This window comes from Lysinibacillus sp. FSL K6-0057 (genome assembly GCF_038630885.1).
Lineage (GTDB): Bacteria > Bacillota > Bacilli > Bacillales_A > Planococcaceae > Lysinibacillus > Lysinibacillus fusiformis_F.
Genome location: NZ_CP152047.1, coordinates 1,200,321 through 1,214,646, shown reverse-complemented (window position 1 = coordinate 1,214,646; position 14,326 = coordinate 1,200,321). Strand labels below are relative to the sequence as shown.

Annotated in this window: 8 protein-coding genes and 2 pseudogenes; all 10 read right to left on the bottom strand. The window is 39.0% G+C overall.

What is annotated here, in order from left to right:
• Window positions 1-27: 27 nt before the first annotated feature.
• Window positions 28-306, bottom strand: coding sequence for a DUF503 domain-containing protein (locus MHB40_RS05655; RefSeq protein WP_036121391.1), 279 nt, complete (start codon window positions 304-306; stop codon window positions 28-30).
• Window positions 306-2,594 carry a translation initiation factor IF-2 gene (gene infB, locus MHB40_RS05650; protein WP_205441991.1) on the bottom strand — a complete coding sequence of 763 codons (2,289 nt, stop codon included), beginning with the start codon at window positions 2,592-2,594 and terminating at the stop codon, window positions 306-308. The genes MHB40_RS05655 and infB overlap by 1 nt, the downstream gene beginning before the upstream one ends.
• A gap of 14 nt (window positions 2,595-2,608) precedes the next feature.
• Window positions 2,609-2,917 carry a YlxQ family RNA-binding protein gene (locus MHB40_RS05645; RefSeq protein ID WP_205441990.1) on the bottom strand — a complete coding sequence of 103 codons (309 nt, stop codon included), beginning with the start codon at window positions 2,915-2,917 and terminating at the stop codon, window positions 2,609-2,611.
• Window positions 2,914-3,192: a YlxR family protein gene (locus MHB40_RS05640; protein ID WP_205441989.1), complete on the bottom strand. Its 279-nt coding sequence runs from the start codon at window positions 3,190-3,192 to the stop codon at window positions 2,914-2,916. The genes MHB40_RS05645 and MHB40_RS05640 overlap by 4 nt, the downstream gene beginning before the upstream one ends.
• 137 nt (window positions 3,193-3,329) lie before the next feature.
• Entirely contained in the window at window positions 3,330-4,469 is a 1,140-nt protein-coding gene (gene nusA, locus MHB40_RS05635) for a transcription termination factor NusA (protein WP_342534088.1), read from the bottom strand.
• Between the two features lie 24 nt (window positions 4,470-4,493).
• Complete coding sequence (gene rimP, locus MHB40_RS05630; RefSeq protein ID WP_205441986.1) at window positions 4,494-4,970, bottom strand: ribosome maturation factor RimP; 477 nt, start codon at window positions 4,968-4,970, stop codon at window positions 4,494-4,496.
• 334 nt (window positions 4,971-5,304) lie between these two features.
• Window positions 5,305-6,708 (bottom strand): annotated as a pseudogene (locus MHB40_RS05625) (PolC-type DNA polymerase III); the annotation flags it as partial.
• Window positions 6,709-6,817: 109 nt separating this feature from the next.
• Window positions 6,818-8,644 carry a group II intron reverse transcriptase/maturase gene (gene ltrA / locus MHB40_RS05620; protein ID WP_342442714.1) on the bottom strand — a complete coding sequence of 609 codons (1,827 nt, stop codon included), beginning with the start codon at window positions 8,642-8,644 and terminating at the stop codon, window positions 6,818-6,820.
• Between the two features lie 717 nt (window positions 8,645-9,361).
• Window positions 9,362-12,289, bottom strand: a pseudogene (locus MHB40_RS05615) (PolC-type DNA polymerase III); the annotation flags it as partial.
• A 271-nt stretch (window positions 12,290-12,560) separates the two neighbouring features.
• A complete protein-coding gene (locus MHB40_RS05610) occupies window positions 12,561-14,267 on the bottom strand; it encodes a proline--tRNA ligase (protein WP_342442713.1) in 1,707 nt (568 codons plus the stop codon).
• Window positions 14,268-14,326: the final 59 nt, after the last annotated feature.

The window sequence follows — 14,326 nt, the reverse complement described above, 5'->3', positions numbered from 1 at the left end:
ATCACGCTCTCAACTATCTACTGTTACTTATAAATAATCTCGCCACACATCAAGCTGTTCCCATGATGGATTTGACTGCAAATAATGGAGCGCATGGTTTATTTCCCGTTCAGCTGCATCTTTTGATGAAGAAACAGCAACAAGTCCTAATTTCGTACGCTGCCATACATTTTGATGGTCAATTTCCGCAATAGAAACATTAAATTTCTGCTTTGTGCGGGTAATCATACGCTGTAAAACAGCACGTTTTTCCTTTAACGAATGGGCAGTTTGAATGATGAATTCAACCTCTGCATATACGATCATTAGACGCGTTTAACTTCTTCCATAATATAGGCTTCAATAATATCGCCTTCTCTAATATCGTTGAAGTTTGTAATCGTAATACCACATTCGTATCCTCTTGCCACTTCTTTCACTTCATCTTTGAAGCGTTTAAGCGTATCTAGCTCACCTTCAAATATTACTACGTTATCACGGATCACACGTACACCTGAATCACGCGTTACTTTTCCTTCTGTTATATATGAACCAGCAATTGTACCAACTTTTGATACTTTAATTGTTTGACGAACTTCTGCTTGACCAATAATTTTTTCTTCAAACTCTGGATCAAGCATACCTTTCATCGCTTGTTCAATCTCTTCAATTACTTTATAGATAATGCGGTGTAAGCGAATATCTACACCCTCTTCTTCTGCTGCACGTTTTGCGTTAACATCTGGACGTACGTTAAATCCAATAACGATCGCATTGGAAGCTGCTGCAAGAGAAATATCAGATTCTGTAATAGCACCAGCACCTGTGTGAATGATTTTCACATTTACGCCTTCTACATCAATTTTCATTAAGGAAGCAGCCATTGCTTCAACAGTACCTTGAACGTCAGCTTTCACAATTAAGTTAAGCTCTTTCATTTCGCCTTGGCTCATTTGTTCAAATAAGTTATCCAGCGTAACACGTTGCTTTTCTGAACGCTGTGCTTGAATTGCTGACATGGCACGAGTTTCCCCAACTTGGCGTGCTGTTTTCTCGTCTTCAAAGACTACGAAGCGGTCACCAGCTTGAGGTACATCATTTAAACCTGTAATTTCTACTGGTGTTGATGGGCCAGCTTCTTTCACACGACGACCTTTGTCATTCACCATCGCACGTACACGACCATACGCATGACCTACAACAATCGGGTCACCTACTTTTAAAGTTCCATCTTGTACTAATAACGTAGCAACAGAGCCACGTCCTTTATCAAGTTGCGCTTCAATAACTGTACCAAGTGCTAAACGATCTGGGTTCGCTTTAAGCTCACCAACCTCAGCTACAAGTAGAATCATTTCGAGCAATGTATCGATGCCTTCACCTTTTAATGCAGAAATTGGTACGAAAATTGTTTCGCCACCCCATGCTTCAGGAACTAGGCCATGCTCTGTTAATTCTTGCATCACACGATCAGGATTTGCTGATGGTTTATCCATTTTATTCACAGCTACAATAATTGGTACTTCGGCTGCTTTAGCGTGATTAATCGCTTCTACTGTTTGTGGCATGACGCCATCATCAGCAGCTACAACTAAAATTGTTAAATCCGTTACTTTTGCACCACGTGCGCGCATTGTTGTGAAAGCTGCGTGCCCTGGAGTATCAAGGAAAGTAATTTTCTTATCGCCTTCCGTTACTTGGTATGCGCCAATATGTTGTGTAATACCGCCAGCTTCTCCTGCTGTCACTTTAGTATTACGAATAGAATCTAATAATGTTGTTTTACCGTGGTCAACGTGACCCATGATTGTTACAACTGGTGGACGTTCTGATAATTCAGCTTCGTTCACTTCTTCTGTTTGCTCGAAGTGTGTTTCTAAATCCGTAATATCTACACGAATTTCTTCTTCCACTTCTACACCATAGTCTGCGCAAATTAATTCAATTGCATCCTTATCTAATTCTTGGTTAATTGTTGCCATTACCCCAAGCATAAATAATTTCTTAATGATTTCAGACGGCTCACGGTGTAATTTTTTTGCTAATTCCGCTACTGATAATGATTCAACAAAAGTAATTTTTTCTGGCAGTTCCTTTTGTTTAACTGGTATAGACGGTTGATGCGTTTTTGGATGGCGACGTTTGCCTCCATGAATCCCTGGTTTTGGACGTTGGTTGTAACCACCGCCACCTCTACGATTATTATTATTATTGTTATTATTATTATTTTGTGTCATATTTCTATTTTGATTACCTTTTGTATTCTTAGATTTTTCGTTAGACGAATTTGAGTTTTGCTGTGCGTGTTGCTGGTTGTTTGCTTTTGGCTTAGAAGTAGCAGATTGCTGCCTTTGTCCTTCTTGCTTTTTCACCGAATGCTGTGGTTTTTGCTGGCCATTTGATTGAGGTTTTTGTGCCATGTTTTGAGTTGATTGTTTTGCTACATTTTTCTCAGGTGTTGCTTTAAATGTTTGATTTAACTTTGCCACAGCGTCTTTCTCTAACATAGACATATGGTTTGTTACACTCACATTTAATTTACTTAGTGCTTCAATAACCTCTTTACTCGTTTTATTCACTTGCTTCGCATATTCATGAACTCTGATTTTGGTCATCTGCTCACCCCCGATTAGTTTTCGTTGAGTAGACTAGACAATTTACGTGCAAAACCTTTATCGGTAATAGCTAAAGCCACTCGGGCCTCCTTACCTGTAGCATGTCCTAGATCATAACGATCTCCAATTACATGATACTCAACGTTGTAGTACGTGCACTTATCTTGAATTTTCTTACTAGAGTTTTTAGAAGCATCGTTTGCAAGCAATACTATCTTAGCATTGCCATTACGGACTTCCTTTACTACTAGCTCTTCTCCTGAAATCACTTTACGTGCTCTTGCCGCGATCCCAAGCAAATTAAATATTGCTTGATTTATCATAAAATTGACTCCCTACGAATCAGCAAAATAAGTTCCTCATAAATTTCTTCAGGAATTTTAACATCAAGCTGGTGCCCTAATACATTTTTCTTACGCGCGATGTCAACTGCCTGCTCTGATTTAGAGACATAGGCACCACGCCCAGGTTTTTTTCCGGAGACATCTACACTTACTTCGCCCTCTTTTGAACGAACAACACGTACCATCTCTTTCTTTGGTAGCATTTCTCCAGTTGCTACACATTTACGAAGAGGTACTTTTTTGTTTACAGCCATAAGAATCACCATTCCTCTCTGAAGCTTGTCGTAAGAGGTGGACAAGTTATGCTCTACTTGACGCTCTGACAGTATTCAGTCGGCGTAGGGGGCCCACTGAATACTGTCAGCTAACTTGTCACACGGGGCTTTCTTACTTATTCTTCGTCATCTTGATATAAGTCAACTGCTACATCATCAAAATCACTTTCTTCATCATCCGCAGGGATGAAAGTGCTTGTAGCCGAAGGATAAATACCTAATCCACGAGCATCTGTCTCACTCTTAATATCAATTTTCCAACCAGTAAGCTTCGCTGCTAGACGTGCATTTTGTCCGCGTTTACCAATTGCTAGAGATAATTGATAGTCTGGTACGACAACTGTTGTCGATTTTTCTTCTTCATTCACTTGAACATCTAATACTTTCGATGGGCTTAATGCATTAGCTACAAAGACAACCGGATCTTCAGACCATTCTACGATATCAATTTTTTCACCATTTAGTTCATTGACAATCGTTTGTACACGAGCTCCCTTTGCCCCAACACATGAACCTACTGGATCTACTTCTTCATTATGCGCAAAGACAGAAATTTTAGAGCGATCTCCAGCTTCACGTGCAATTGATTTAATCTCTACAATACCCTCATAAATTTCAGGTACTTCCATCTCAAATAATCGGCGTAATAAACCAGGATGTGTACGGGACACAATCACTTGAGGTCCACGTGTCGTACGTTCAACTTTTGTAATATATACTTTAATACGATCATGTGGATGATAGGATTCGCCTTGGATTTGTTCATTAACTGGCAATGCCGCTTCTACTTTCCCAAGACCTACATAGATATTACGAGCATCTAAACGTTCAACAACACCCGTTACGATATCATCTTCACGATCTACGTATTGCTCATAGATTAAACCTCGTTCCGCTTCACGTACACGCTGTGTGACTACCTGTTTTGCTGTTTGTGCAGCAATGCGTCCGAAGTTGCGTGGCGTTACTTCCTGCTCCACGATGTCCTCTAGCTGATAAGCTGGATTAATGACTTTTGCATCTTCTAGCGAAATTTGCAAACGATCATCTTCTACCTCTTCCACCACATCTTTACGTGAAAATACACGAATTGAGCCCTTATCTAAATTTAAGTCCACTCGAACATTTTGTGCTTGGTTAAAGTTGCGTTTGTAAGCTGTAACTAATGCCGCTTCAATGGCTTCAATTAACACATCTCTTGAAATTCCTTTTTGTTCTTCTAGCGCATTCAGCGCATCTAACAAATCACTACTCATTTTGTTTTCACTCCTAAATATGCATTATGCTGAAAAATCAATGGCAAGACGTGCCAATGCGATTTTTTCTTGTTCAATTGTTACTGTCATTTTACGTGTTTTAATACGCACTTCCATCACTAATGTATGTTCATCGTATGACGTTAAGTAGCCTAGGAATTCCTTCATGTCCTTGATGGGCTTGTAGGTTTTTACGTAAATAAATTTACCAACTGCTTTTTCAAAATCTGTATCTTTTTTTAATGGACGTTCCGCTCCAGGCGAAGAAACCTCTAAATAATAATTTTGTGTAATTGGATCTTTTTCATCCAATAACAAGCTTAGTCGTTCACTAACTTGAGCACATTGGTCAATGTCAATTGCACCCTCAGGTGTATCAACATAGACGCGTAAAAACCAGTTACGTCCTTCTTTTACGAACTCAATATCCACTAGCTCAAGATTTAACTCATCCACAATTGGTTTAGCGAGCTCTTCAATTAAAGATGGTACTTTGCTCATTATTTCCTCCTGTATTTATCAAATTCTAGCGTATGAATTGTTCATTACTATCAGTTAACGCAGTAATGAACCATAATAAAACAGAAATTCCACCAGTTGCTTTGGTGAAATTTAACGGTCTTACCTGCTGTTAGTCAAAATTTGTTTTGCTACGGTTAAACAACAGAAAAGAGCGGGTATGCCCCACTCTTTTGCTGGAAAAATATCAACAAATTATTACCATAAGAATAGCACAGTTCTCGACACAATGCAAATTTCCGTCATTAAAGATAACCATATTGTGTCAGGAATTTGAAAATGCATGAAGACCTTTCAATACGAAACAAATCCCATACTAGAATAGTGATAACTGATTAGCATCAGGCATGCCTTCTAAACATCCAAGCTGATCCATGTATTCAATAAGTGTTTTGGATACACGACCACGTTGCTGTAAATCTTCCTTGGATAAAAACTCTCCCTCTTCACGAGCAGCTACTATCGTTTTGGCCACGTTAGTCCCAAGGCCTGGTATCGCGTCGAATGGAGGGATGAGTGAATTGCCATCAATGACAAATTCACTGGCTTGAGAGCGATATAAGTCAACCTTTTGGAAACTCATACCTCGTTCACACATTTCCAACGCAAGCTCCAACACCGTTAATAAGTTTTTCTCTTTAGTGGATGCATCTAAACCTTTCATATTAATTTCATCAATACGTGCTCGAATCATTTGTGATCCTTGAACCATCGCAATTAAATCGAAATCATCTGCCCGAACTGTGAAATACGCTGCATAATAAAGAATTGGGAAATGTACCTTGAACCACGCAATACGTACAGCCATTAACACGTAAGCTGCCGCATGGGCTTTTGGGAACATATATTTTATCTTTTTACAGGATTCGATATACCAGCCTGGTACTTTATTGGCGAGCATCTCGGCTTCAAACTCTTCTGATAAACCTTTCCCTTTACGAACAGATTCCATGATTTTAAAGGCTAATGACGGCTCTAGACCTTGGTAAATTAAATACACCATAATATCATCACGACAACCAATTACTTCTTTCAGCACACATGTACCGTTTTGAATTAATTCCTGTGCATTGCCTAGCCATACGTCTGTTCCATGTGAAAGTCCAGAAATTTGTACAAGCTCTGAGAATGTGGAAGGCTTTGTATCTTCTAGCATTTGACGTACGAAACGTGTACCAAATTCCGGGATACCCAATGTTCCTGTCTTACAGCCAATTTGCTTTTCTGTGACTCCTAACGTTTCTGGAGAACTAAAAATTTTCATCACGACAGGATCATCGGTTGGAATTGTTTTTGGATCTATTCCAGATAAATCCTGCAACATCCTGATCACCGTCGGATCATCGTGTCCAAGTATATCAAGCTTTAAAATATTGTCATGAATCGAGTGGAAGTCAAAATGGGTTGTCCGCCATTCTGCATCCTGCGCATCTGCAGGGAACTGTACTGGAGAGAAGTCATAAATATCCATATAATCAGGTACAACAATAATTCCCCCAGGGTGTTGCCCTGATGTACGTTTTACGCCTGTACAGCCTTGAACTAAACGATCGACTTCCGCACCTCGGAAATGTAAATTATGATCATTTGCATAGCCTTTTACATAGCCATATGCTGTTTTCTCCGCCACTGTACCAATTGTTCCGGCACGGTATACATAATCCTCACCAAATAGCACCTTTGTATAGTTGTGAGCTTGTGGTTGATATTCACCCGAAAAATATGACGATAGGTAAGCCTTTGAAGTTATCGCCAGCTTTTCCCCCGTCCCACACCGTGCATGAGGCTTTCACACTCACACGGCGTTCCATCGTTAGTTTTGTTGAATGTTATAGGCTAAGCTTTGGATTTCCTACTTCCGTTCTTAGCCTGTTTAATTTGTTCATTGCTTTTATTTCGAATTTACTTAAAATCTTCTGATATTCTTTATTCCTTAAAGGGTCTGAATTGTGAATGAGCATATGATACTTTCTATTAATAATAATCAAGTTATCGTATTCATCTGTACCACCTTGTGCTGTTGATTTAATATGATGACATAACGCTTGATGAGGTGTTAATCTCTCACCCGTAATACCACAGCAGCCTTTTTGTGCTACATATTTACTCAATCGGTTATTCTCATACAGAACACTTTTTGATTTATATATTCCTTTACGAAACATTTCGATTTCTCGAATGGACACTTGTTTTAAATCTTTATGAATTACTTTCCTATCAACTTCATTGTAAATTGTGAATTCAGGCTTTCGCTGTCCTCGTATATCATGTCGAACAGCTTCAATAGGATATACCAGCAATCCATTGCTTTTGAAACGTGGATAATTGTAATCTCCGTAAAATTTATCAATCACTCCGTTTGTTTCTTTTGTTTTCAAAAAGATGTTTCTTATCATGAGTGATTTAATGTTTGGGTGAATGTTATGCCTTATCTCATTAAAATCCTGAGCGATCCGAGTTGCAATCTTATAATAGTTTTGCAGCCCTAAAATATTCGCATTAAAATTCATCACTTTTTGTGGAGTAGGACTTTTTCTTAGTTTTACTAGCTGATGCCTTATAACGCCTTGTACCTTTTCTTTTGCTCTTGGGTCCATCTTAGAATTGACGATGTATCCTGTTTTCGCATTGCCTTTTTGTACCGCTCTAAAGCGAACTCCTAAAAAGTCTGTACCATTCTTACGCAAATTCGTGATTTTACTTTTTTCTTCACTAATTTCTAGCCCTAATCGTTCTTTTAACCATTTTTCAACAGCTATTTTAATCTTTCGAGCATTTTCATATGAGTTCGTGAATATTTTAAAATCATCTGCGTATCGAACTAGATACATTGGTTTTAACCTTGTCTTTTTAAGTGCGTCCGTTTTATTGCGTTTTAGCTTATAAGGTACTCGTGTCGGTTTCGTTTCCCATTGATTTGAAATCCACCAATCCAACTCGTTTAATACTACATTGGCAAGTAGCGGAGATAAAATTCCTCCTTGGGGCGTTCCTTTCGTTGGTACTCCTTCACCTGTAATTTCAGCTTTCAGCATCTTTTTGATGATTACTAATACTTTTTTATCCCTAATACCAATCGTCCATAATTGTCTCATTAGCTTTTTATGATTTACATTATCGAAGAAACCTTTAATATCGATATCAACGACAAAATGTTGATGACTATGATTCACCATATGATAGCATCTTGCGAGTGCATCATGTGTGCTTCGTTTCGGTCTAAAGCCATAACTTTGCGGATGATATTTCGCCTCTGTAATCGGTTCTAATACTTGCAAAAACATTTGCTGTATTAATCTATCCTCAATAGTTGGGATACCAAGAGGTCGCATCTTTCCATTCGGTTTTGGTATGAATAACCTTCTTACTGCATGTGGTGAATAATTTTCTAGTCTTCTTCGAACAAGCTTGATTAGTTTATCAGCATTCATTTTGTTTAAATGTTTAATTGTGTGTCCATTAGTACCTTTCGTTTTACTACCTGTATTACTTTTAAGGTTACGAAAGGCGAGCATGATATTTTCTTCGGAAATAATCACATCATAAAGGTCTGTAAAATAACGACCACTTTTACTTTCGTTATAAAGATCATCAAAAGTTGTTTGCAATCCAAAATACTCATTGTTTCTTAACTTTTGAATCATTAAGTCAGTCAACTAATCACTCCCATTGAGCTTTCGTTCTCTTTAGTCATACTAGAATCTGACTTGTGTAGGTTTGTTTTCAACACTAACGACTTGTGCCCTTCCCTCAGAAATGTTTTTTTCCTCCGACCTATTTGTTATTCAGTCATCACTGGCATTTCATCATCGGTACTACGGCACTACTGCCACTCCGTTAAAACGAGTTATAGCTAAAAGCCTTTCCTCGTACCGTCGTCATCGACATGCAACTGTCTCTTACGTTTGGAGCTTCACACGTTCCACTATTTCTATCTGTACATCTTCCCTTAGGTTCCCCCTAAATTCCGCTAGGCTTGCATGTGCCTGTAACACAAGATGGATTTTCATAATCAAACGCTTACTCATCCACACCTAGAAGCCCTAATTTGGACCCCGCAGCATTTCTACTACGTGATATTCACGAAAAGTCAATCGAGGGTTCGTCCCAGTCAATCTACTGATTCTAACCATAGAAAGTTTATAGACGCCAGACCTATCATTCACAGGATGTCTCCTTTTCCACAGCCGTACTGTTTGGGTGAACTTCAGCCCACTTTAACGAGCTTCATACAAGTTTCAATTTTGCAGTCATCCGCTTGCATGTCGTAGCTTCAGCGAGTGTGTTTCGGGGCGTTACTCCGTCATTCCACACTTCGAAATAGCAGTTCTACCATTAATGGTGGCTAATCTTTTCAATTAGCAACGTGTCGCACTCAAATCGATATCGGGTACCTTGTCACCTTTAAAACCAAGGAAGGTTTCAAATGGTATATCTTGTCCATCTTTTTTATAAGGTGTGCCACATTCTGTACAGTCTTTATTTGGTAAATCGAAGCCAGAGCTGACAGATCCATCATCGAAAAACTCGGAATGTTTACAACTAGGACAAATATAGTGAGGAGGTAATGGGTTAACCTCTGTAATTTCCATAAAAGTTGCTACTAACGAAGAACCAACCGAACCACGTGACCCTACTAAATAGCCATCAGCTAATGATTTTTTCACTAGCTTGGCAGAAATTAAATAAATTACCCCAAAACCGTGACCCAAAATCGATTTTAATTCTTTCTCAATTCGAGCCTTCACGATTTCTGGTAAGTCCTCACCATAAATACGATGGGCCATTTCATAAGTTAAATTAGTTACCTCATCATCAGAGCCTTCAATTTTTGGTGTATAGAGGTCATCCTTAATCGGTTTGACGTCGCCAATACTTGCTGCTACTTTTTGAGCATTCGTCACAACTACTTCTTTTGCAAGATCCGGTCCTAAAAAATCAAATTCTTTCAGCATTTCATCAGTTGTTCTAAAATGAACCTCCGGTAGCTTGGATCGATTTAAAATATTCGCTCCACCTTGTGAACCAATGAGTATTTGCCTGAACATTCCATCTGTTGGATCTAAATAATGGACATTGCCAGTAGCAACAACAGGCTTATCTAGCTTCTTCCCAAGTTTAACAAGTTTACGGATAATATCTTCTAATGTCCATTCATCACGCACAACATTTCGTTCGATTAATGGCGCATATACAGCCTTCGGTTGCACCTCAATATAATCGTAAAAACGAGCGACTTTCTCTGCTTCCTCAGGAGATTTATTCATCATTGTTTCGAATACTTCACCATTACTACAACCAGATCCTACTAATAAACCCTCGCGATATTGCTCAAGCACTGCCCGTGTCACCCGAGGAACACGATAGAATGTTTTTGTATGCGAATGTGAGACGATTTTAAATAAGTTTTTTAAGCCTGCATTATCTACTGCTAAAATCGTACAATGCATAGGTCTACCTTTTTTATAGGCATCCCCACCACCAATATGCTTATTGAAGTCATCATGGTAGTTGATAGCTAGCTCATCCGCATCCTTTAATAGCTGCAGCAGTAAATACCCTGTCGCCTCTGTATCATAAATCGCTCGGTGATGTTGTGTTAATTCAATATTGAATTTTTTACAAAGGGTATTCAAACGATGGTTTTTCATTGTAGGATAAAGCAACCTTGCTAGCTCTAATGTGTCAATTACAGGATGGACCGTCTCTTCAAGACCAAATTTTTTATAGCCTGTATAGAGGAAGCCTATATCAAATGACGCGTTATGAGCGACAACAATTGCGTCACCGATAAAGGCATGAAATTCTTTAATGACCTGCTCTACCTCTGGTGCATTTCGAACCATATCATCTGTAATACCTGTTAATTCAATGGTAGTGGCCGAAAGTGGATGATGTGGATTTGCAAAGCTTTCATATTTATCGATAACATGTCCATCTTTAATTTTAACTGCAGCCAACTCAATAATCGTATCGTATGCAGTGGATAGCCCTGTCGTTTCTACGTCAAAAACAACATACGTTGTGTCTGCCAATAAACGATGCTCTGGAGCATAGGCAATTGGTACACCATCATCCACTAAATTTGCTTCCAGACCATAAATAATCTTAATGCCATGTTTTTTCCCCGCCGCATATGCTTCAGGGAAAGATTGCACAACCGCATGATCCGTAATAGCTATTGCTGGATGCCCCCACTTTGCAGCCTGTGCAACAAGCCGATCAACAGGTGTAACAGCATCCATTTGGCTCATTGGTGTATGCAAATGTAACTCAACACGCTTTTCACCCTCTGGTGCTAAATCCTGTCGTGTTTCTTTTTTGATTTCATTAATATCATTCGCCATGACGATTAAATCACGAATGAATGTATCTGTTTGCACAGAGCCTCGAACTTTAACCCACATGCCCTTTTTCAGATGTTGCATTAATTCGGCATCATCATTATCACGAGAAAACATTTTAACAATGATGGAATCTGTATAGTCGGTAATTTTGATTTGTAATAAGGAACGTCCACTTTTTAACTCTTTAATTTCCGCATCAAAGACAAATCCTTCAATAATAACACGGCGTTCTTCTTCAACAATCCGTTTAATTTCCATGATTTCATCATCTTTAATATGCATTCCAAGTTGGAAGGGACGGTCACCAAGGTTCGCCAGTGCTGGATTGTCCTTCTTCTCTTGCTCACGTTTTTGGAAATCCTGCATCGCTTGCTGTGCCAGAGCCACTTCTTCCAGACGTTTCTGCTCCATAAACGCTTCCTGTGCCGCAATCATTTCTTCCGTTTCTTCTTGTAGCACAAAGTCGATTGCCATACGAGGGAAACCAAATTGACCATAGCTTTCTGCTAGTTTGTCAGCATACTTTGTTTTTAGCATCATAAATTCCATTTCCTGCATGCAGGATAATGTCATCTTTTGGCCGTTCCATGTTGGTACTTGAGAGACGAGACAATTTTTAAGCGGTGGGGCCATCTCATCAATTTGTTCCACAACATTTAGCCAGTAAGCTTGCACCAGTTCCTCTGTCACATTTTGCTCTAACGTTTCAAATGTCGTATTAACTTGCGCGATCGCTGAAAACTTCTCTGTCAAATGCGTACGGAAAAGCTGATATAACGAAAACGGTAGTATATCTCTTAACTTAATGGTGAAATGCCAAAGTCTGTCCTTTTTATGAACTGTCAGGCGTGATAATTCACCTTCCTCAAAAAATGACATGTATACATCATCTGTTAACTCTAATTGTTGCAAGAGCATTCGAAGTCTCATTCTTGCCTCTTGTTGCTGTTCCAATCTAATGACACCTACTTTCAGAAAGAGGCAGCTTATTTAGCCTCATGTTCTAATTCGTCTCAAACGCATGATGAGAATTCAAGAAAAAAATTCGCTCCCACACTGCGGGCGCTCTTCAAGTTTAACAGAGATTTTACCATCTGTTGTTTCTTGCTTGGCTCACTGTCCCGCAGAAGTGTCGCGAATTATTTATATCTATCTTATCAAATTTATACGAAAGCCTCTATCAAAAGCATTGGCTTCCAATTATGACCAACCTTCTAGCAGGTCATTAGTTTTTACGGAAAAATTCGTTAAGGTGATCAATGACTTCTTCTTTTTTCCATTCAAATGTTTCACCCGTTTGACGGAATTTCACCTCTATAATACCCTCTGTTGCTTTTTTACCGACAGTTACTCGAACAGGTAGACCAATTAAATCAGCGTCCGCGAATTTTACACCTGCACGTTCAGGACGATCATCTAATAGCACATCATAACGGTATGATTTTAATAAGCCATACAGCTCCTCTGCTAATGCCACTTGCGCCTCATCTTTTGTGTTAACTGGTACAACATGAATATCATATGGCGCTAATTGTGTTGGCCATGTAAAGCCATTGTCATCTTGGAAGTGCTCAGCTACAGCAGCTAGAATACGAGATACACCAATACCATAGCAACCCATAATAAATGGTTGAGCCTTTCCTTGCTCATCTAAGAAAGTACCATTCATTTTAGCAGAATATGTAGTACCTAATTTGAAAATATGACCAACCTCGATACCTTCTGCAAATTTAATGATACCTTGTCCATCAGGAGAAGGATCTCCCTCTTGAATAAAACGAATATCTAAATAGTCATTAACTGCAAAATCACGCTCTGGGTTAACATTGACTAAGTGGAATCCATCTTCGTTAGCACCTGCAATACCATTACGGATGGATTTAATTGCTTGGTCTGCTACTACTTTTACGTCTACTGGTAGTTTCACTGGACCAATTGAACCAACGCCACAGCCTAATAAATCTTTAATTGCTGCTTCACTAGCAAGTTCCACTGACCCTGCATCAAGTGCATTTTTCAATTTGATATCATTAATTTCATGATCCCCACGTGCTAGGACTACAACAAGCTCACCATCTACATCAAAAACTAAAGATTTGATGACATTGGCTGGCTCTACTTTTAAGAATGCTGAAACTTCTTCAATCGTTTTTTGTTCTGGTGTTGCTACTTTTTCCACTTCTTTTAAAGCCTCATCAGATGGTTGATAGTCAACGATGACTTCAGCCATTTCGATGTTTGCTGCATAGTCCGAAGTATCCGAGTATGCAATTGTATCTTCACCGATTTCAGAAAGCACCATAAATTCATGTGTACCTTTACCGCCAATTGAACCTGCATCTGCAATAACGGCGCGGTAGTTTAAGCCAAGGCGGGAGAAAATATTAGAATAAGCACGGTACATATCTTCATATGTTTCATCTAAACTTTCACGTGACGCATGGAAAGAATAAGCATCTTTCATGATAAATTCTCTTCCTCGTAGTAAGCCAAAGCGAGGACGTTTTTCATCACGGAATTTGGTTTGAATTTGATACAATGTTAACGGTAATTTTTTATATGATTTAATTTCATCACGTACTAAAGTAGTAATGACTTCTTCATGTGTTGGTCCTAATGCAAAATCACGGTCATGACGGTCTTTTAAGCGCATTAATTCAGGCCCGTATTTTTCCCAGCGACCTGACTCCTGCCATAGCTCAGCAGATTGTAGGGATGGCATTAGAAGCTCAATGGAGTTGATAGCTTCCATTTCTTCACGGATAATTGTTTCAATTTTTGTTAGCACACGTTTTGCAAGCGGTAAATACGAGTATACCCCACTTGTATTTTGACGAATAAACCCTGCACGTAGTAATTGCTTATGTGATTTTACTTCAGCATCAGCAGGTACTTCACGTAACGTTGGGATAAATGTTTTACTTTGCTTCATTCAGTGTTCCACCTTTTTCAATAGATAAGTTTATACTCTCAATAGCATAAACAAATTTA

Bases quoted from the DNA above. Each gene is read 5' to 3' on its own strand.
- MHB40_RS05655 (WP_036121391.1), bottom strand. From the start codon at position 306: ATGATCGTATATGCAGAGGTTGAATTCATCATTCAAACTGCCCATTCG.
- infB (WP_205441991.1), bottom strand. From the start codon at position 2,594: ATGACCAAAATCAGAGTTCATGAATATGCGAAGCAAGTGAATAAAACG.
- MHB40_RS05645 (WP_205441990.1), bottom strand. From the start codon at position 2,917: ATGATAAATCAAGCAATATTTAATTTGCTTGGGATCGCGGCAAGAGCA.
- MHB40_RS05640 (WP_205441989.1), bottom strand. From the start codon at position 3,192: ATGGCTGTAAACAAAAAAGTACCTCTTCGTAAATGTGTAGCAACTGGA.
- nusA (WP_342534088.1), bottom strand. From the start codon at position 4,469: ATGAGTAGTGATTTGTTAGATGCGCTGAATGCGCTAGAAGAACAAAAA.
- rimP (WP_205441986.1), bottom strand. From the start codon at position 4,970: ATGAGCAAAGTACCATCTTTAATTGAAGAGCTCGCTAAACCAATTGTG.
- MHB40_RS05610 (WP_342442713.1), bottom strand. From the start codon at position 14,267: ATGAAGCAAAGTAAAACATTTATCCCAACGTTACGTGAAGTACCTGCT.